The organism is Kitasatospora sp. NPDC005748 (assembly GCF_040630735.1).
Lineage (GTDB): Bacteria > Actinomycetota > Actinomycetes > Streptomycetales > Streptomycetaceae > Kitasatospora.
In genome coordinates, this window is sequence record NZ_JBEXYD010000050.1 from 1 (window position 1) to 19,056 (window position 19,056).

At 74.6% G+C, this 19,056-nt stretch carries 18 protein-coding genes; 15 read left to right on the top strand and 3 right to left on the bottom strand.

The window, feature by feature from the left end:
- The first annotated feature begins 159 nt into the window (after positions 1–159).
- The 6 genes from ABZ495_RS27935 to ABZ495_RS27960 all read left to right on the top strand — a co-directional run bounded on the left by ABZ495_RS27935 (position 160) and on the right by ABZ495_RS27960 (position 6,219).
- On the top strand, positions 160–1,164 hold the full coding sequence (locus ABZ495_RS27935) for a proline racemase family protein (RefSeq protein ID WP_329486915.1): 1,005 nt from the start codon (positions 160–162) through the stop codon (positions 1,162–1,164).
- A 22-nt stretch (positions 1,165–1,186) separates the two neighbouring features.
- Positions 1,187–2,560, top strand: a complete 1,374-nt coding sequence (locus ABZ495_RS27940) for an aldehyde dehydrogenase family protein (RefSeq protein WP_329492054.1) — start codon at positions 1,187–1,189, stop codon at positions 2,558–2,560.
- Entirely contained in the window at positions 2,560–3,588 is a 1,029-nt protein-coding gene (locus ABZ495_RS27945; RefSeq protein WP_359807222.1) for a proline racemase family protein, read from the top strand. Before ABZ495_RS27940 ends, ABZ495_RS27945 begins: the two co-directional genes overlap by 1 nt.
- A 167-nt stretch (positions 3,589–3,755) precedes the next feature.
- Complete coding sequence (locus tag ABZ495_RS27950) at positions 3,756–4,622, top strand: ornithine cyclodeaminase family protein (protein ID WP_359807309.1); 867 nt, start codon at positions 3,756–3,758, stop codon at positions 4,620–4,622.
- A 183-nt stretch (positions 4,623–4,805) separates the two neighbouring features.
- Positions 4,806–5,519, top strand: coding sequence for a GntR family transcriptional regulator (locus ABZ495_RS27955; protein ID WP_352290960.1), 714 nt, complete (start codon positions 4,806–4,808; stop codon positions 5,517–5,519).
- A gap of 103 nt (positions 5,520–5,622) precedes the next feature.
- Positions 5,623–6,219, top strand: coding sequence for a Uma2 family endonuclease (locus ABZ495_RS27960; protein ID WP_359807225.1), 597 nt, complete (start codon positions 5,623–5,625; stop codon positions 6,217–6,219).
- 1 nt (position 6,220) lies between these two features.
- Here the strand turns inward: ABZ495_RS27960 and ABZ495_RS27965 are convergent, their stop codons facing one another.
- Both ABZ495_RS27965 and ABZ495_RS27970 read right to left on the bottom strand, forming a co-directional pair.
- Positions 6,221–6,901, bottom strand: coding sequence for an ABC transporter ATP-binding protein (locus ABZ495_RS27965; protein WP_359807228.1), 681 nt, complete (start codon positions 6,899–6,901; stop codon positions 6,221–6,223).
- Positions 6,898–7,974 carry an ABC transporter permease gene (locus ABZ495_RS27970; RefSeq protein WP_359807231.1) on the bottom strand — a complete coding sequence of 359 codons (1,077 nt, stop codon included), beginning with the start codon at positions 7,972–7,974 and terminating at the stop codon, positions 6,898–6,900. The genes ABZ495_RS27965 and ABZ495_RS27970 overlap by 4 nt, the downstream gene beginning before the upstream one ends.
- A 185-nt stretch (positions 7,975–8,159) precedes the next feature.
- Between ABZ495_RS27970 and ABZ495_RS27975 the strand changes: the two genes are divergently transcribed.
- From ABZ495_RS27975 to ABZ495_RS27990, 4 genes are all read left to right on the top strand, one after another.
- The gene (locus ABZ495_RS27975) at positions 8,160–9,368 is read left to right on the top strand and encodes a sensor histidine kinase (protein WP_359838692.1); all 1,209 of its coding nucleotides are present in this window, start codon (positions 8,160–8,162) and stop codon (positions 9,366–9,368) included.
- Entirely contained in the window at positions 9,365–10,012 is a 648-nt protein-coding gene (locus tag ABZ495_RS27980; protein WP_359807237.1) for a response regulator transcription factor, read from the top strand. Before ABZ495_RS27975 ends, ABZ495_RS27980 begins: the two co-directional genes overlap by 4 nt.
- Positions 10,013–10,073: 61 nt before the next feature.
- On the top strand, positions 10,074–11,102 hold the full coding sequence (locus ABZ495_RS27985) for a nitronate monooxygenase (RefSeq protein WP_359838694.1): 1,029 nt from the start codon (positions 10,074–10,076) through the stop codon (positions 11,100–11,102).
- Positions 11,103–11,335: 233 nt separating this feature from the next.
- Positions 11,336–11,584 carry a helix-turn-helix transcriptional regulator gene (locus ABZ495_RS27990; protein ID WP_359807243.1) on the top strand — a complete coding sequence of 83 codons (249 nt, stop codon included), beginning with the start codon at positions 11,336–11,338 and terminating at the stop codon, positions 11,582–11,584.
- Positions 11,585–11,614: 30 nt separating this feature from the next.
- On the opposite strand, the gene ABZ495_RS27995 is transcribed toward ABZ495_RS27990, so the two are convergent.
- Complete coding sequence (locus ABZ495_RS27995; RefSeq protein WP_359807246.1) at positions 11,615–13,090, bottom strand: aminopeptidase P family protein; 1,476 nt, start codon at positions 13,088–13,090, stop codon at positions 11,615–11,617.
- A 214-nt stretch (positions 13,091–13,304) separates the two neighbouring features.
- Between ABZ495_RS27995 and ABZ495_RS28000 the strand changes: the two genes are divergently transcribed.
- Genes ABZ495_RS28000 through ABZ495_RS28020 form a run of 5 tightly spaced genes read left to right on the top strand, consistent with a single transcriptional unit; the run spans position 13,305 to position 19,020 of the window.
- On the top strand, positions 13,305–15,056 hold the full coding sequence (locus ABZ495_RS28000; protein ID WP_359807249.1) for an ABC transporter substrate-binding protein: 1,752 nt from the start codon (positions 13,305–13,307) through the stop codon (positions 15,054–15,056).
- A gap of 13 nt (positions 15,057–15,069) precedes the next feature.
- Entirely contained in the window at positions 15,070–16,029 is a 960-nt protein-coding gene (locus ABZ495_RS28005; RefSeq protein ID WP_329486901.1) for an ABC transporter permease, read from the top strand.
- Positions 16,026–17,012 (top strand): ABC transporter permease, encoded by a 987-nt coding sequence (locus tag ABZ495_RS28010; RefSeq protein WP_329486900.1) that lies wholly within the window; start codon positions 16,026–16,028, stop codon positions 17,010–17,012. The genes ABZ495_RS28005 and ABZ495_RS28010 overlap by 4 nt, the downstream gene beginning before the upstream one ends.
- On the top strand, positions 17,012–18,010 hold the full coding sequence (locus ABZ495_RS28015; RefSeq protein WP_359838696.1) for an ABC transporter ATP-binding protein: 999 nt from the start codon (positions 17,012–17,014) through the stop codon (positions 18,008–18,010). The genes ABZ495_RS28010 and ABZ495_RS28015 overlap by 1 nt, the downstream gene beginning before the upstream one ends.
- Entirely contained in the window at positions 18,007–19,020 is a 1,014-nt protein-coding gene (locus ABZ495_RS28020; protein ID WP_329486897.1) for an oligopeptide/dipeptide ABC transporter ATP-binding protein, read from the top strand. The genes ABZ495_RS28015 and ABZ495_RS28020 overlap by 4 nt, the downstream gene beginning before the upstream one ends.
- Positions 19,021–19,056 lie beyond the last annotated feature (36 nt).

The following is a 19,056-nucleotide window of genomic DNA, read 5'->3' on the forward strand; positions in this document are numbered from 1 at the left end:
GCCGCCCCCTCGATCCGCACGGGATTTCCGTCCCCGACAAACCGCCGTTCCCAGGTCAGCGGGCATTTCGCGGGCGCGTCCCGTGATCCGTCCGGATGGCTGCTGGGGCAGCCGGCCCGGCCCACCACCCCACCCACCCCCGACGGGAGTCGCCACCAGATGCGCAGCCGCCACGTGTTCCACGCCGTCGACTCGCACACCGAGGGCATGCCGACCCGGGTCGTCACCGGCGGCTTCGGTGTCATCCCCGGTGCCACCATGGCCGAGCGCCGGGTGCACTTCCAGCAGCACCTCGACCACTTCCGGACGCTGCTGATGTACGAGCCGCGCGGCCACGCCGCGATGAGCGGCGCCGTCCTCCAGCCGCCGACCCGCCCGGACGCCGACTTCGGGGTGCTCTACATCGAGGTCTCCGGCCTGCTGCCGATGTGCGGCCACGGCACCATCGGCGTGGCCACCGTCCTGGTCGAGACCGGCATGGTGCCGGTGGTCGAGCCGGTCACCACCGTGCGGCTGGACACCCCGGCCGGGCTGGTGACCGCCGACGTGCGGGTCGAGGACGGCGCCGCCACCGCGGTGACCATCCGCAACGTGCCCTCGTATGCGGTCGCCCTGGACCGCAAGATCGAGGTGCCCGGGTACGGCACGGTCGGCTACGACCTCGCGTACGGCGGCAACTTCTACGCGATCCTGCCGCTCGCCGAGTTCGGGCTGCCGTTCGAGCGCGAGCGCAAGCAGGACATCCTGGACGCCGGACTCGCCCTGATGGAGGCCGTCAACGGCGGCCCGGACCGGCCGGTGCACCCCGAGGACCCGTCGATCCACAGCTGCCACCACGTCCAACTGCTCGCGCCCGGCTCCACCGCCGAGCACTCCCGGCACGCGATGGCCATCCACCCCGGCTGGTTCGACCGCTCGCCGTGCGGCACCGGCACCTCCGCGCGGATGGCCCAGCTGCACGCCCGGGGCGAACTCCCGCTCGGGCGGGACTTCCGCAACGACTCCTTCATCGGGACGACCTTCACCGGCCGCCTGGTCGAGGAGACCGAGGTGGCCGGACGGCCCGCCGTGGTGCCGACCGTCACCGGCCGGGCCTGGATCACCGGCACCGCCCAGTACTTCCTCGACCCGAGCGACCCGTTCCCGGCCGGGTTCCTGCTCTGAACCGCCTGAACACCCCGAAGGGCTGCCTGCTGTGACGATCCTTTCGTACAACCCCGCCGATCCCGAGGACCTCGTGGCCGAGGTCGACGCGCCCGGTGCCGAGGCCGTCCGGGCCGCCGTCGGACGGGCCCGGGCCGCGCAGCCCGGCTGGCTCGCCGCCGGGGCCGCCGCGCGCTCGGCCGCGCTCACCCGGTTCGCCGGGGCGGTCGAGGAGCACGCCGAGGAGCTGACGGCGCTGATCGTCCGCGAGGTCGGCAAGCCGGTGGCCGAGGCGCGCGGCGAGGTCGGCCGCACCGCGGCGATCCTGCGCTACTACGCGCAGGCGCCGTACGCGCCCGCCGGCGCCGTCCACGAGACCGCCGCCGGCGAGGGCCTGCTGCTCACCCGCCGCCGCCCCTACGGGGTGGCCGGGCTGATCACGCCGTGGAACTTCCCGCTGGCGATCCCGGCCTGGAAGGCCGCGCCGGCGCTGGCGGTCGGCAACACCGTGGCGCTCAAGCCCGCGCCGGAGGCCACCGCCTGCGCGCTGCGGCTGGCGGAGCTGGCCTCGGCGGCGGGTCTGCCGGAGGGCGTGTTCACCGTGCTGCCGGGCGGGGCGGAGGAGGGCGCGGCGCTGGTCGACACGGCGGACGTGGTGTCGTTCACCGGCTCGACGGGCGTCGGGCGGGCCGTGGTGCGGGCCGCCACCGAGCGCGGCGTCCCGGTCCAGGCCGAGCTGGGCGGCCTCAACGCGGCCCTGGTGCTGCCGGACGCCGACCCCGAGCAGGCCGCCGCCCACCTGGCGGCCGCCATCGCCGGGTACGCCGGGCAGAAGTGCACCGCCACCAGCCGGGTGATCGCCGTCGGCGCGGCCCACGAGCCGCTGCGCGCCGCCCTGGTGAAGGCGCTCGGCCTGGTCGACGACGCGGCCTGCGGGCCGGTCATCTCGGCCGCCGCCCGGGACCGGCTCACCGGCGCCGTCGAGTCCGCCCGCGCCGCCGGGGCCACCGTGCTCACCGGCGGGGGCGTCCCGGAGCGGCCCGGCTGGTACGTCGAGCCGACCCTGCTCGCCGACGTGCCGGCCGAACACCCGCTGCGGCGCGAGGAGTTCTTCGGACCGGTGGCCGTCCTGCTGGCGGCCGCGGACCTGGACGAGGCGATCGCGCTCGCCAACGACACCCCGCACTCGCTGGCCACCTCGGTGCACAGCCGCAGCCTGGACGTGGCGCTGGCCGCCGCGGACCGGCTGGACGCGGGCATGATCCGGATCAACGCGCCCTCCAGCGGCGTCGACTTCCACCTGCCGTTCGGTGGCGCGAAGGGCGCGAGCCACGGCGAGCGCGAACAGGGCGCGGCCGCGCTCGACTTCTACACCGCGAGCCGTACCGTCAGCGTCCTCCCGGCCGGTGGCGCGTGATGCGGGTCAGCGCCGTGGACTACCACTGCGCCGGCGAGCCGTTCCGGATCGTCGTCGGCGGCGCCCCCGGCGTGCCCGGGGACAGCGTAGCCGAGCGGCGGGCCGTCGCGATCGGCGCGGGCGGCACGGCCACCGCGCCCCGGCCGGGCCCGCTCGACGAGGTGCGGCGACTGCTCGTCCGGGAGCCGCGCGGGCACGCCGGGATGTACGGCGGCTTCCTGGTGCCGCCGGACGACGACGAGGCGCACCTCGGCGTGCTCTTCTGGCACAAGGACGGCTACTCCACCGCCTGCGGCCACGGCACCATCGCGCTCGGCGCCTGGGCGGTGGACTCGGGGCTGGTCCGGGCCCCGGACGACGGGGTGGCCCGGGTGCGGATCGACGTGCCGTCCGGGCGGGTCACCGCCGCCGTGCACCGCGTCGGCGGGCGGACCACCGGGGTGACCTTCCGCAACGTACCGGCCGTCGTCAGCGCGCCGAAGCTGGCGGTGCGGACCTCGCGCGGCACCGTGGAGGTGGCCGTCGCGCACGCGGGCGCCTGCTACGCCAGCGTGCCGGCGGCCGCGCTGGGGCTCGCCGTCGAGCCCGGGCTGCTGCCCGAACTCACCGCCGTCGGGCGGGAGATCCGGGCCGCCCTGGCCGACTCGCCGGCCGTCCGGCACCCGACCGACCCGCGGCTCTCGGGGGTCTACGGGGTGATCCTCCACGACGAGCTGCCCGAGGGCCCGGCCGGGCCCGTCCAGCGCAACGTCACCGTCTTCGCGGACGGCCAGATCGACCGCTCGCCGTGCGGCTCCGGGACGTCGGCGCGCCTCGCCGTGCTCGCCGCCGAGGGGCGGCTGGCCCCGGGCGGGGAACTGCGCCACGAGTCGCTGATCGGGACGGTGTTCACCGGCCGGGTGCTGCCCGGCGGCGACCCGCTCGGCGCCGGTGTGGTCACCGAGGTCACCGGCACCGCCCACCGCACCGGCGAGCACACCTTCCTGCTCGACCCGGCCGACACGCTGGGGACGGGGTTCCTGCTGTGACCGCCCGCCGTCCCGAACCCCTCCTGCTGCCCGGCGCGGCGGCTGAGCCGCTCCAGCGCGTCGCGCCGGGCTCCGACCGGCCGGGCGCGGCCGGGCCGGTTTCCGAAGCTGGGCCCGTTTCCGAGGCCGGACCGGTCCACGTCGTCGGGCCGGGCGCGGTCGGCTCGTTGGGCCCGGCCCGGGCCGCCGAGGCGATCGAGCGGGTGCTGCTGGCCGGCCTCGACCCGGAGGCCGGGCCCGCCCGGTCGGCGGTACCGGTGCCGGCGGGTGAACTGCTGCTGATGCCGGCGGCCACGGCCGAGTACGCCGGGGTGAAGATCGCCGGGGTGGCCCCCGGGAACGCCGCCCTCGGCCTGCCCCGGATCACGGGCAGCTACCTGCTGCTGGACGGCCCGACCCTGCGGCCCGTCGCCCTGCTCGACGGCGCGGCGCTCACCACGCTGCGCACGCCCGCCGTCACCGCCGTCGCGCTGCGGCGCCTCGCCGCGCCGGACGCCGCGCACCTGGTCCTGTTCGGGGCCGGCCCGCAGGCGTACGGGCACCTGGACGCGCTGCTCGCCGTCCGGCCGCTGACCAGGGTCACCGTGGTGGCCCGCAGCGAGGCGCCCGCCGAGGCGCTGGCCGGGTACGCGCGCCGGCTCGGGCTCGCGGCCGCGGTGGGCACGGCCGCCGCGGTGGCCGAGGCGGACCTGGTGGTCTGCTGCACCACCGCGCGCACGCCGCTGTTCGACGGCGCGCTGGTGCCCGACCACGCGGCGGTGGCCGCGGTCGGCTCGCACGAGCCGGACGCGCGGGAGGTGGACGCGGTGCTGGTGGGCCGGGCCGAGCTCTACGTGGAGGCGCGGGCGGCCGCGCTGCGGGAGGCGGGGGACCTGCTGATGGCGGGGGTCACCGGCGCCGGTCCGCTCTGGAACCTGGCCGAACTGGTGCGCGGCGAGGTGCCGGTGCCGAGCGACCGGCCGCGGTTCTTCAAGAGCGTCGGGATGGCCTGGCAGGACCTCGCCGTCGCGGCGGAGGTCCACCGCCGGGGCTGAGCCCGGCGGGGGCGGGGGTCCTCCGGCGGGGTGGCCGCCGACCGTTGCGACGGGCGGCGGCCACTGCCACGATGGGCCCGCCGGGACGCGGCCGCCGCCGGCTGTCCGAATCACGAAATGTTGCACACTCAACGTAACGTGACATTGTACGCTGGTGTTCTGCGACCCATCCGGAGGAACACCATGGCCGACCTCAAAGCCCGCACCCTGATCTCCGTGCAGGAGCGGCTGCGCGACCAGGTCGCCCACGCCCTCCGTGCCGCACTGATCTCCGGCGAGCTGCGCCCCGGCGTGGTGTACTCCGCGCCCGCGCTCGCCGCCGACTTCGGCGTCTCCGCCACCCCCGTCCGCGAGGCGATGCTCGACCTCGCCCGGGAGGGTCTGGTCGAGGCCGTCCGCAACAAGGGCTTCCGGGTCACCGAGCTGACCGAACGCGACCTCGACGACTTCACCGAGATCCGCGCCCTGATCGAGGTCCCGACCGTCGGCCGGGTCACCCGCACCGCCACCGCCGAGCAGCTGGAGGCGCTGCGTCCGCAGGCGGAGGCGATCGTGGCCGCCGCCCGCAAGCACGACCTGATCGGCTACCTGGAGGCGGACCGCCAGTTCCACCTCGACCTGCTCGGCCTGGCCGGCAACGCCCGCCTGGTGGAGGTCGTCGGGGACCTGCGCAAGCGCTCCCGGCTCTACGGCCTGAACCGCCTCGACCAGCGCGGCGAGCTGGTCTCCTCCGCCGAGGAGCACCTGGAGCTGCTCGACCTGATGCTCTCCGGCGACGCGGAGGCCGCCGAGGCCTGCATGTCCCGCCACCTCGGCCACGTCCGCTCGCTCTGGGCGGCCGGCCAGGAGGAGGCGGAGGAGGAGGCCCGCCCGGCCCTGCGGCTGCGGGCCCGGTAAGGGCCCCGGGCCGCTCGTTCGGGTGAACACCGACGATCGGGCGGCGGGCGGGGCAGGCGCTCTACGATGATGTTCTCGACATTCGGCAGTCAGGAGGAACTCCATGTCCGCCGCAACAGTGGAAGAACCCGGTGAGCAGCTGACGCTGCTCGAAGCCGCTGAGCTGATCTCCAATCAGCTGGTGGGGCACCGAGTCGAGATCATCGGGGGTCAGATCACAGTGACGCCGCCGCCCAATGGCCAGCACGGCGATGCCCTGACGAGCATCAGCATTCCGCTCCTCCTGGCGGGCCTTCACGGGGAGACGACCCGCGTCATCCAGGGGATGGGCCTCTGGCTGCCGGACGGTCCGTCTGACTTCGCCATCCCCGATCTGTCTGTGGTCGACGCGGACTACGCCGACCATCTGGTCGATCGCAACAGCTACGACCCCGGGGTCTTCCGGCTCGTGCTGGAGGTCACCTCCTCGAACCTGAGTGACGATCTGAAGAAGAAGCCTTCCGCCTACGCGTCCGCAGGCATCCCCGTCTATGTGATCGTCGACCGGACGAACGGGCGGGTATTGGTGCTGACCGACCCGCGGGACGGCGAGTACCGGGTGCACGCCGTCCACCGTCCCGGGCAGTCGTTCACGCTGCCGGGGTCGATCGGGGCGGCGGTGACCTTCTCGGTGGACGGGATGCTGGGGCCCCAGAAGTAGCTCACACCGCCGCCGGCACCGTGAGCCGGCCGTCATGGACCTCGGCGACGCGGTCGACGGCCGTGAGGTGGGCCCGGTCGTGGGTGACCAGCACGGTGGCGGTGGCGCGGCGGTGGGTGAGTTCGGTGATCAGGTCGATCACGGCGGCGCCGCGCTCGTGGTCCAGCGCGCTGGTGGGCTCGTCGACCAGCAGCACCGTCGGGTCGTTCATCAGGGCGCGGGCGATGTTGACGCGCTGGCGCTGACCGCCGGAGAGCTGGTGCGGTCGGCGCGCCGCCTGGTCGCGCAGTCCGACGGCGGCCAGGAGCTCCAGCGCGCGGGGGAGGGCGCCGCGCGGGGAGCGGCCGTCGAGGTGGGCCATCACCTGGAGCTGTTCGGCGGCGGTGAGCGAGGGCAGCAGGTTGGCCTGCTGGAAGACGACGCCGATCCGGCCGCGACGCAGCGCCGTCAGCTCGGCGCGGTTCAGTCCGGTGGTCTCGACGCCGTCCACCACCACCCGGCCGGTGTCCGGGGCGGTCAGCGTGGCGGCGACCGCCAGCAGGCTGGACTTGCCGGAGCCGGACGGGCCGACCACCGCGGTGATCGAGCCCTTCGGCACGGTCAGCGAGACGTCGTCCAGCGCGGTCAGCCGGCCCTCGCCGTCCGGGTAGGTGAGGGTCACGCGGTCGAGGTGCAGGCTCATCGGGCACTCCCCAGGGCGGTCAGCGGGTCGACGGAGGTGATCCGGCGGATGGACAGGGCCGCGCCGACCGCGCCGAGCGCGATCATCACGACGGCCGGGACGAGGACGGTCGGGGCGTCCAGGACGAACGGCACCGCCGAGCCGAGCAGGGTGCCGGCCCCGACCGCGATCGCGGTGCCGGCGGCCGTGCCCAGCACCAGCAGCAGGACCGCCTGGCCGAGCGCGTCCGTGAGCAGGTAGCGGGTGGAGGCGCCGAGTGCCTTCAGCACCGCGACGTCGCCGCTGCGCTGGATCGTCCAGACGGTGAAGAAGGCGCCGATCACCAGCGCCGAGATGGCGAACAGGAAGCCGCGCATCAGTTGCAGCGAGCCGTTCTCCGAGGTGTAGGAGCCGATCGCGGCGAGCGCGTCCGCCCGGCTCCGGGTCTCGGTGCCGTACCGGGCGTCCGCCGTGCCGAGGTCCGCGCCGGGGGCCGTGGTCAGGGCGATCACCGTGGCGTGCCCGGCGCCGCCCGGGGCGACCGCCTGCCAGTCGGTGAGGCTGGTCCAGACCACCGGGGTGTGGCTGAAGGAGGCGTCGCCGGCCACCGCCGCGACCTGGAGCGGGCGGCCCGCCAGGGTGAAGGCCGCGCCGGGACGCAGACCGCCGAGCTCCTCGGCGGCGGCCTGCGACAGCACGGCCCGGCCGGGGCCGACCGCATCGCCCCGGGGGGCCAGCGGCGAGCCGTCCGGTACGCCGAAGGCGGAGAGCGCGGTGGTGCGCTGCCCGGCGGCGGCCTTGGTGGTGGTGATCCCGAGCGGTTGCGCGGCCGTGACCCCGGGGGCCCGCGCCCAGCCCTGCCACTGCTCGGGGGTGACCTGGGAGTCGGTGAAGGAGAGCCGCTGCCCGTCGGCGGGGACGGCGAAGGCGAGGTGGTCGGCGGGCAGGCCGGTGATCGCCGAGACGTTCTGCCGACCGAGCCCGGCCGTCAGGCCGGACAGCAGGCCGACCAGTACGGTGATCAGTACGACGACGGTTCCCATCAGGGCGAACCGCCCCTTCGCGAACCGCAGGTCCCTCCAGGCGACGAACACGTCCGGGCTCTCCTCTTCCTCGGGTCCGCCGCGGCTTGCGCAGCGGCGGCGACGCTCACCACCGTCCCGCGGAAGGGGGCCGTGGGGCATCGCGCGCGGGATTGGAACCTCGGCATCGAAGGGGAGAGGCGGAGTTCAACCTTTTGATTGATCCGTCCGGGCGGCACGGACCCTAGGCTGGACGGATGGCGACCGAACGACCTCGAACCACCCCCGTCGCCCGCGTGCTCCAGGTCTGCCTGCACCTGCTGGTGGCGGGCCTGCTCGCACTCGCCGTGGCCCGTGCCGTGGTCGGCCGCAGCGCCGAGCCGGCGGCCGTCGTCGCCGCCGGCACCGCGATGGCCGCGGTGTACGCGGCCGGGCCGCTGGTCGGGGCCGTCCGGCGGTCGCGGTGGTCCACCGTCCTCTGGCTGGCCGTGCTCGGTGTGACCTGGGTGGGAGTGCTGACCACCACCCAGGACGGCGTCTGGCTCGCCTTCCCGCTGTACTTCCTGGAGCTGCACCTGCTCGGCCGCCGGGGCGGGCTGGTGGCCGTCGCCGTCACCGCCGTCACCGCGGTCGTCGCGTGGTCCTGGCACCAGCACACCGTCGGCTTCGCCGCGGCGATCGGGCCCACGCTCGGTGCGGCCGTCGCCGTCGTCACCGTCTTCGGCTACCAGGCGCTCTACCGGGAGAGCGAGGAGCGCCGCCGGCTGATCGACGAGCTCACCGCCGCCCGGGCCGGCCTCGACGCCGCCCACCACACCGCCGGTGTGCTGGCCGAGCGCGAACGGCTGGCCCGGGAGATCCACGACACCCTCGCCCAGAGCCTGTCCAGCATCCAGCTGCTGCTGCGGGCCGCCCAGCGGGCCCTGCCCGACCGGACCGAGGCCGCCGCCGACTACGTCGAACAGGCCCGTCGGGCGGCCCAGGACAACCTCGCCGAGGCCCGCCGCTTCGTCCGCGCGCTGACCCCGCCCGATCTGGAGAGCGGCTCGCTGGCCGGCGCCCTCGAACGGCTCTGCGCCACCACGACCGCGCACGCCGGCCTGCCCGTCCGGCTGCACGTCTCGGGCGACCCGGTGCGGCTGCCGGTGCCGCACGAGGTCGCGCTGCTGCGGATCGCGCAGTCCGCCCTGGGCAACACGGTGCGGCACGCGAAGGCCTCGCACGCCGAGGTGACGCTCAGCTACATGGAGGGCGAGGTCGCGCTGGACGTGTTCGACGACGGGGCGGGTTTCGACCCGGCGCGGGCAGCCGCCGACGCCGGCGGGGACGGCGGCTTCGGCCTGCCGTCCATGCGGGCCAGGGCGCGGGCGCTGGGCGGTACCTTCGCCGTGGAGTCCGCCCCGGGAGAGGGGACGGCGCTCGCCGTACTGCTGCCCGTCGCCCCCGCCACCGAGGACTCCCCGTGACCGACGCCGTGATCCGCCTGCTGCTCGCCGACGACCACCCGGTGGTCCGGGCCGGGCTGCGGGCCGTCCTGGAGAGCGAGCGGGACTTCGTCGTCGTCGCCGAGGCCGCCACCGCCGAACGGGCCGTGCAGCTGGCGGCGGAGGTCGAGGTGGACGTCGTGCTGATGGACCTGCAGTTCGGGCCGGGCTCGGCGATGAACGGCGCCCAGGCCACCGCCGCGATCACGGCCCGGGCGGCGGCGCCCCGGGTGCTGATCGTCACCACCTACGACAGCGACGCGGACACCCTGCCCGCGCTGGAGGCCGGGGCCACCGGGTACCTGCTGAAGGACGCGCCGCCGGAGGAGCTGGCCCGGGCCGTCCGCTCGGCCGCGCAGGGGCGGACGGCGCTGGCGGCGGCGGTGGCGGACCGGCTCCTGGAGCGGATGCGGACGCCGTCGGCGGCGCTGAGCGCGCGGGAGACGGAGGTGCTGGGACTGGTCGCGGACGGGCTGACCAACCAGGGGATCAGCCAGCGGCTGCATCTGAGCCAGGCCACGGTGAAGTCCCACCTGGTGCACGTCTACGCCAAGTTGGGGGTGGACTCGCGGACGGCGGCGGTCCGCGAGGCACGGGCGCGGGGGCTGATCCGCCGGGGGGCCTGAGGGCCGCGGGCGTAGGGTTGGGCGGAGCCCGAAGCCGTCACGCGCAGTGGAGGAACCCGGAATGGCCGTCCGCCTCGACGAACTCGCCGTGCCCGTCATCGCCGCGCCCATGGCGGGCGGGGCGACCACCCCGGAGCTGGTCGCCGCGGTGAACGCGGCCGGGGGGCTGGGGTTCCTCGCCGCCGGGTACCGGAGCGCCACCGCGATGGTCGAACAGATCGACCGGGTCCGCGAGTTGACCGACCGGCCGTTCGGCGTGAACCTCTTCGTGCCCGCCGCGCCCGGCGATCCGCGGGCCGTCGCCGCCTACCGCGCGCGGCTGCTGCCGGAGGCGCGGCGCCTGGATGTCCGCCTGCCGGAGGAGATCGCGCCGGACCGCGACGACTGGGACGCCAAGATCGCCGCACTGCTGGCCGGGACGCCGGCCGTCCCCGTGGTGTCGTACACCTTCGGGCTGCCCTCGCCCGAGGAGGCGCGGGCGCTGCGGGCGGCCGGGATCCACCAGGTCGCCACCGTGACCACGCCGCAGGAGGCGCGGCGCGCCGAGGCGGTCGGGGTGGACGCCCTCTGCGTGCAGGGTCCGGAGGCGGGCGGCCACCGGGCCACGCACGGCGTGGCGGACCGGCCGGGGGACGTCCCGCTGCTCCGACTGCTGCCCGCCGTGGGCGCGGTGACGGCGCTGCCGCTGATCGCGGCGGGCGGGCTGGCCGACGGCCCGGCGGTCGCGGCCGCGCTGCGGGCCGGGGCGGTGGCCGTCCAGGTGGGGACGGCGCTGCTGCGCGCGGACGAGTCCGGGGCGAACGCGGCGCACCGGGCCGCGCTGACCGAACTCCCGGAGACGGTGGTGACGCGCGCGTTCACCGGCCGCCCGGCGCGCGGGCTGCGCAACGCGTTCATCGACCGGTACGAGCCGTACGCCCCGGCCGCCTACCCGGAGGTGCACCACCTCACCCAGCCGCTGCGGGCGGCGGCTGCCGCCCGGGCGGACACCGCGGCGATGCACCTGTGGGCCGGCACCGGCCACCGCGCGGCCCGCGGCGGCCCGGCCGCGGAGATCGTCGGCGAGCTGTGGCGGGCGGCCCGGAGCTGAGGCGGACGGCCACTCGCCCCACCGGGCGCACACCGGGGGCGCGAGGGATCGGCGGTGTCATCCCCCGCGAGGTGGCGGGACGGCGGAGCCGCGCTACGGCCGGGCCGGTGTGGGGGAATGGGCCGGTGAGGGAGCGCGCGCATGAAGGGTCGTAGCTGGACCGAGGTGAGGGCAGAGTCCTGGAGCGGTTCCCCGCGCCGGCGACGCCGGAGGCGGAGGCGGAGCGGGCGCGGATGCGGGCGCGGATGCGGCAGGAGTCGTTGGCGCGGATCCGTGGTCACGAGCTGGCGGAGCTGCGGCGGAAGGTGGGGCTGACGCAGAAGGAGGTGGCGGGGCTGCTCGGGGTGAGCCAGGCGCGGGTGTCGCGGATCGAGCACGGGCAGGTGGACAGCCTGGACGACCTGCGGGCCTACGCGGCGGCGATCGGCGGCGAGGTGGAGGTCACCGTGCGGCAGGGGGACCGGACGATCAAGGTGGCCTGAGCCGGCCCCCTGCCCGTGGCGCGGTGGTGGTCAGGCGAGCAGTTCGGCCATCCAGGCTTCGACGGCGGTGGCGGTGCGGGGGAGTGCGTCGGACATCAGCCGGGCGCCGTCGGCGGTGATGACGAGGTCGTCCTCCAGGCGGATGCCGAGCCCGCGCAGTTCCAGCGGGAGGGTCTCGTCGTCGGGCTGGAGGTAGAGGCCGGGCTCCACGGTGAGGACGTGGCCCTCCTCCAGGACGCCGTCGAGGTAGGTGTCGGCGCGGGCCTTGGCGCAGTCGTGCACGTCCAGGCCGAGCATGTGGCCGCTGCTGCAGAGGGTGTAGCGGCGGTAGAGGCCGCTGTCCTCGGCGAGGGCCTGCTCGGCGGGGATCCGCAGTACGCCCCAGTCGGCGAGGCCCTCGGCGAAGACCCGCATCGCGGCGAGGTGGAAGTCGCGGAACCGCGCGCCGGGGCGCAGCGCTGCGATGCCGGCGTCCTGGGCGGCCAGTACCAGGTCGTAGGCCTGGCGCTGGGCGGGGCTGAAGGTGCCGCTCAGCGGAAGGGTGCGGGTGATGTCGGCGGTGTACAGGGTGTCGGTCTCGACGCCGGCGTCGAGCAGCAGCAGGGCGTTCGGGTCGAGCGCGCCGTCGTTGCGGATCCAGTGCAGGACGCAGGCGTGGGCGCCCGACGCGGCGATGGTGTCGTAGCCGGTGCCGTTGCCCTCGGCGCGGGCGCGCAGGTTGAAGATCCCCTCGATCCAGCGCTCGCCGCGCGGGTGGCGCAGGGCGGCGGGGAGGGCGCGGACGACGTCCTGGAAGCCGAGCACGGTGTGGTCGACGGAGAGCTGGAGCTGTTCGACCTCCCAGGCGTCCTTGACCAGGCGCAGCTCGGACAGCACCGAGGCGAGGGCGGCGTCGTCCGCGCGCCGGGCGGGTGAGCCGGGCCGGTCGGTGGCGGCGTCCAGGGCGGTGTCGACGCCGGCCAGCACGCGGGTGGCGGGCTGCGGTCCGGTGAGCAGCTTGTCGAGGTCGTCGAGGTGCTCGGTGCGCAGGCCGGTGAGGCGGGTGGCCTCGGCGAGGTCGGGGCGGCGGCCGACCCAGAACTCGCCGTAGCGGCGGTCGCGGTAGAACTCGCCGCCGCGGGCGGAGTCGCCGCCGCGCGGTGAGCGGGGGCGCAGGTAGAGGACGGGCTCGTGGCCCTCGGGGCCGGCGGGCTCCAGGACGAGGATGTGGCCGGGCTGGTCCTCGCCGGTGAGGCCGGTGAGCCAGGCGTAGGCGCTGTGCGGGCGGAACCGGTAGTCGTCGTCGTTGCTGCGCACCTTGAGCTCGCCGGCCGGGACGATCAGGCGTTCGCCGGGGAAGGCGGCGGAGAGCCGGGCGCGGCGGCCGGGCATGGCGGCGTACCCGGGGACGCGCCGGTCGTCGGTGAGCGGGGTGGGGGCCCAGGCGGTGGCCATGTAGGCCTCCAGGGCGGGGGAGGTCGGCAGGTCGTGGCTGCTGGTGTTGAGACCGGTCTGACGGAGGGTCACCGGGGGGTCTCCTCTACGGGGCGGCGGGGTGGCACGGACACAGCTCGATAACGGGACGCGTCATCTCTTGTGCAGTGCAATTTCACATTACTATGTTACGGGTCACACCGCGGAGCGGCCAGACCTGTCGAGGCGCCCTCCCGGTCGATCCCCGGATCACCTCCGGGGTCGGACGACGGGCCATCAACGGCGGCCCCCCACTGCGGAGTTGCACATGAACAGGCGCACCCACGCCGCCCTCGCGGCGGCCATCGCGGCGACACTCACCCTCGGCCTCGGGGCCTGCAAGAACGACAAGAGCGACACCGCCGGTGACACCACGGCCGCCGGAACCAAGGGCCCGGGCGCGGCGGCCGGCTCCATCGTCGGCGGCTCCCCGGTCAAGGGCGGCACGCTCACCGTGCTGACCAACCAGGACTTCGCGCACCTCGACCCGGCCCGCAACTGGGTGCTGCCGCACATGGACTTCGGGACCCGGCTGATCTACCGCACGCTGGTCACCTTCAAGTCCGAGCCGGGCAGCGCCGGCAGCGAGATCGTCCCGGACCTCGCCACCGACCTCGGCAAGTCCTCCGACGGGGGCAAGACCTGGACCTTCACCCTGCGCGACGGCCTCAAGTACGAGGACGGCAGCCCGATCAAGTCCGCCGACGTCAAGTACAACGTCGAGCGGTCCTTCGCCCCGGACCTCACCGGTGGCCCCGACTACGCCATCCAGTACCTGGCCGGCGGCGAGAACTACAAGGGCCCGCTGAACGGCGAGCACCTGCCCAGCATCGAGACGCCGGACGACAAGACCATCGTCTTCCACCTGAAGCGCCCGGTCGCCGAGTTCTCGTACACCGCCACCCTGCCGACCTTCTCGCCCGTGCCGCAGTCGCAGGAGAAGGGCCCCCTGTACGACGCGCGGCCGTTCTCCTCCGGCCCGTACAAGATCGCCTCCTACGACCGCGGGAAGCAGCTCGTGCTGGTCCGCAACACCAACTGGGACCAGGCCTCCGACACGGTCCGCAAGGCGTACCCGGACAAGATCGTGGTCACCCAGGGCCTCAAGGGCGGTCAGGCCGACGACCGGGTCATCGCGAGTGACGGCGCCGACGCCTCCACCATCGAGATGCCGTGGATGCAGCACGAGTCCGTCTCGAAGGTGCTGCCCAAGGCGGACGTCAAGGCCCGCATGGTGGCCGAGCAGACCGGCTGCACCGACATGCTGTACCTGAACACCGCCAAGGCGCCCTTCGACGACCCGAAGGTGCGCGAGGCGATGATGTACGCGGTCGACCGCGAGGCCCAGGTCACCGCCTTCGGCGGCCCGGCGATGGCGGACGTCGCGACCTCCTTCCTGCCGCCCTCGCTGACCGCCGGGGCCAAGGCCGATCCGCTGAAGATCCCGGCCGCCGGTGACCCGGAGAAGGCCAAGGACCTGCTCAAGGCGGCGGGCAAGACCGACCTCAAGGTCTCGCTCCTCGTGTCCATCGGTGACAAGAGCCGCGGCGAGGCGCTCCAGCAGTCGCTGGCCAAGGCCGGCGTCCAGGTCACCGTCAACACCGTGGACGCGTCGGCCTTCTCCGACACCGTCGGCGACACCAAGAACGCCCCCGAGCTGACCATCAACGGCTGGTGCCCGGACTACCCGTCCGCCGCGACCTTCCTGCCCTTCCTCTTCGACGGCCGCACCATCAAGGAGAAGGGCAACCAGGGCAACTACAGCCAGTTCCGGGACCAGGCCACGATGGACCGGATGGACCAGATCGCGGCCATGACCGACCTGGCCGAGGCCAACGCCGCCTGGAAGCAGCTGGACGAGGACCTGGTGAAGAAGGCCCCCGCCGTGCCGCTGATGTGGCAGCGCCGCCCGCTGCTGGTCGGCACCAACGTGGCCGGCGCGTTCGGCAACTCCGGCTACGCCGGCATGATCGACATGGCTGTGGTCGGCCTCAAGGACCCCGCGAAGAGCCAGGGCTGAGGGAACGTCAGCGATGAGTACTACCACTGACCCCGCCGCCGTGGAGGACACGGCGGCGGGCCCCGCGAAGGCCGCCGGGCGCGGGCCCTGGCGGCTCGTCGGGGAGCGGCTGTGGGCCCAGGGCTCGGCCCGGTTCGGCCTGATCACCGTCGCCGTGCTGGTCCTGGCGGCGGCCCTGGCCGGCCCGTTGAGCTCGCTCGGCGGCTGGACCCCCGAGGAGTTCGACAAGCGCGCCATCGACCCCTACATGGGCGGTACGCCGATCGGCGCCTTCGGCGGGATCGGCACCCGGCACTGGCTCGGCGTCGAACCCGGCTCGGGCCGCGACCTGTTCGCCCGCGTGCTGCACGGCGGGCAGGTCTCCCTGCTGATCGCGTTCACCGCCACTGCGCTGGTCGTGATCGCCGGCACCCTGGCCGGGATCGTGGCCGGCTACTTCGGCGGCCGCGTCGACGCGGCGCTCTCCCGGCTGATGGACCTCACGATGTCCTTCCCCTCGCTGATCTTCATGATCGCCATGATGTCGGTGGCCAAGGACGTCAACCGGATCCTGCTGATGACCCTGGTGATCGGCCTGTTCGGCTGGCCCGGCATCGCCCGGGTGGTCCGCGGCCAGACCCTCTCGCTCAAGCACCGCGAGTACGTCGAGGCGGCCAAGGTCGGCGGCGCGCGCTCCTGGCGCATCCTCACCCGGGAGATCCTGCCGAACGTCTCCGGCCCGATCATCGCCTACACCACGCTGCTGATCCCCGGCATGATCGCCACCGAGGCCGCCCTCAGCTACCTCGGCGTCGGCGTCCGCCCGCCCACCGCGTCCTGGGGCCAGATGATCGCCGAGAGCATCCTCCACTACGAGACCGATCCGACCTACTTCCTCATCCCGACGGTCTTCCTCTTCATCGCGGTGCTCGCCTTCACCCTGCTCGGTGACGCGCTGCGCGACATCCTCGACCCCCGGGGAGGCCGGTCGTGATCATCTACCTCGGCCGCCGGCTGATCGGCGTCGCGGGCATCATGCTCGCCATCTGCGCCATCACCTTCACCATCTTCTACCTGCTGCCCAACGACCCGGCCGCGGCCGCCTGCGGCAAGACCTGCAGCCCCGAGCGGCTCGCCGCCGTCAAGGCGGCGATGGGCCTGGACGCGCCGGTCTGGGACCAGTTCGGCAGCTACCTGGGCGGCATCTTCGCCGGCCGCGACTACGGCAGCGGCCCCAGTGCCGTGCACTGCGGCTTCCCCTGCCTGGGCTACTCCTACGAGTACGGGCTGCCGGTCTGGGACCTGCTCACCGACCGCCTGCCGGTCTCCGTCTCGCTCGCCTTCGGCGCGGCGGCGCTCTGGCTGGTCCTCGGCCTCGGCGCCGGCATCACCTCGGCCCTGCGCAAGGGCGGCCTCACCGACCGCACCCTGATGGTGCTGTCGGTCGGAACCGCCTCGCTGCCGGTCTACTTCACCTCGATCATGCTGATCTGGGGCGTCGTGCGGACCGCCGGCCTGCTGCCCTACCCGTCCTACCACGCGCTCACCGAGGACCCGTTCGGCTGGGCCTCCAACCTGCTGCTCCCCTGGATCGCGCTGGCCCTGCTCTACGCGGCCATGTACGCCCGGCAGAGCCGCAACTCGATGATCGAGACGATGGCCGAGCCGTACATCCGCACCGCCCGCGCCAAGGGCCTGCCCGCGCTCACCGTGACGGTCAAGCACGGGCTGCGCTCCGGGATGACGCCCATCCTCACCATCTTCGGGATGGACCTCGGCGGACTGCTCGCGGGCGCCGTCATCACGGAGTCGATCTTCGGTCTGCCCGGGGTCGGCCGGCTCTTCTACGACGGGCTGATCCGCTCCGACCAGCCCGTCATCCTCGGCGTCACCCTGCTCGCGGCCTTCTTCATCGTCGCGGCGAACCTGCTGGTCGACCTGCTCTACGCCTACGTCGACCCGAGAGTGAGGTACTGATGGCACTGTTGGAGGTCGAGGATCTCGCCGTCTCCTTCGACACCCCGCGCGGCACCGTCCGGGCCGTCGACGGCATCTCCTTCACCGTCGCGTCCGGGCAGACCCTCGGCCTGGTCGGGGAGTCCGGCAGCGGCAAGTCCGTCACCTCGCTGGCCGTGATGGGCCTGCACCGCGGCGCCGCCGTCACCGGCTCGATCCGGCTGGCCGGACAGGAGCTGAACGGCCTGGGGGAGCGGCAGCTGGGCACCGTCCGGGGGCGGCGGATCGCCATGATCTTCCAGGACCCGCTGTCCAGCCTGCACCCCTTCTACACCGTCGGCGAGCAGATCGCCGAGCACTACCGGGTGCACTTCAGGGCCGACCGCAGGGCCGGCCGCGCCCGGGCCGTGGAGATGCTGGGCGAGGTCGGCATCCCCGAGCCGGCCCGCCGGGTCGACGAGTACCCGCACCAGTTCTCCGGCGGCATGCGCCAGCGCGTGATGATCGCCATGGCGCTCGCCTGCGAACCCGACCTGCTGATCGCCGACGAGCCCACCACCGCCCTGGACGTCACCGTCCAGGCCCAGATCCTCGACCTGATCGCCCGCATCCAACAGGACCGCGGCCTCGGCGTCGTCATGATCACCCACGACCTCGGCGTGGTCGCCCGGGTCGCCCACGAGGTGCTGGTGATGTACGGCGGCCGGGCCGCCGAACAGGCCCCGGTCGACCGACTGTTCGGCGCCCCCGCGCACCCGTACACCCGCGGGCTGCTCGACTCGCTGCCCCGCCTCGACGACACCGACGACGCCCCGCTGCGGGCCATCCCCGGCAGCCCGCCGTCGCTGATCACCCCCGCCCCCGGCTGCACCTTCGCCCCGCGCTGCGCCCGCACCAGCGCCGCCACCGCCGAGGAGCACGCCCGCTGCCTGGCCGAGCGCCCCGCGTTCGGCCCGCTCGCCCCCGGCCACCAGGCCGCCTGCCACCTGCCGCTGGTGCCGCTGGGAGCCCGCTCATGAACGACCGACCGCTGACGGCCGACCGGCCGCGCTCCGCCGAGCCGCTGCTGTCCGTCCGGGACCTGGTGAAGACCTTCCCCGGCCGGCGCAGCCGCACCGGCCGGGCCGGCGCCCCGATCCGGGCCGTCGACGGCGTGAGCTTCGACGTCGCCCAGGGCGAGACGCTCGGCCTGGTCGGGGAGTCGGGCTGCGGCAAGTCGACCACCGGGCGGATGATCGTCCGGCTGCTCGACCCCACCGCGGGCACCGTCACCTTCGACGGCACCGAGATCGGCGGCCTGTCGCAGGCCGCGCTGCGCCCGCACCGGCGGCACCTCCAGATGGTGTTCCAGGACCCGTACTCCTCGCTCAACCCCCGCCAGACGGTGGCCCGGATCATCTCCGAGCCGCTGCTGGTCCAGGGTGCCGGCGCGGCCGGGGCGCGCAAGCGGGCCGCCGAGCTGATGGAGCTGGTCGGGCTGATCCCCGAACACCTGGACCGCTACCCGCACGAGTTCTCCGGCGGCCAGGCGCAGCGGATCGGCATCGCCCGCTCGCTGGCCACCTCGCCCCGGCTGGTCATCGCCGACGAGCCGGTCTCCGCGCTGGACGTCTCCATCCAGGCCCAGGTGGTCAATCTGATGGAGCGGCTCCAGGACGAGCTCGGCCTGGCGTACGTCTTCATCGCGCACGACCTCTCGGTGGTCAAGCGGGTCTGCGACCGGGTCGCGGTGATGTACCTCGGCCGGATCGTCGAGATCGGCGACAAGGCGGAGGTCTACGGCAACGCCGCGCACCCCTACACCCGGGCGCTGCTCTCCGCGGTGCCGCTGCCGGACCCGGCCGCCGAGCGGGCGCGCGAGCGGATCGTGCTGCTCGGCGACCCGCCGAGCCCGGCCAACCCGCCGTCCGGGTGCAGCTTCCACCCGCGGTGCCCGAAGGCCCAGGAGCTCTGCCGGACGGAGCGTCCGCTGCTGCGGATCGCCGGACCGGGCACCCGGCAGGCGGCCTGCCACTTCCCGGAGGCCTGACGCCCCGGCCGCCGGACCACCCCTGCCCGCCTGTGG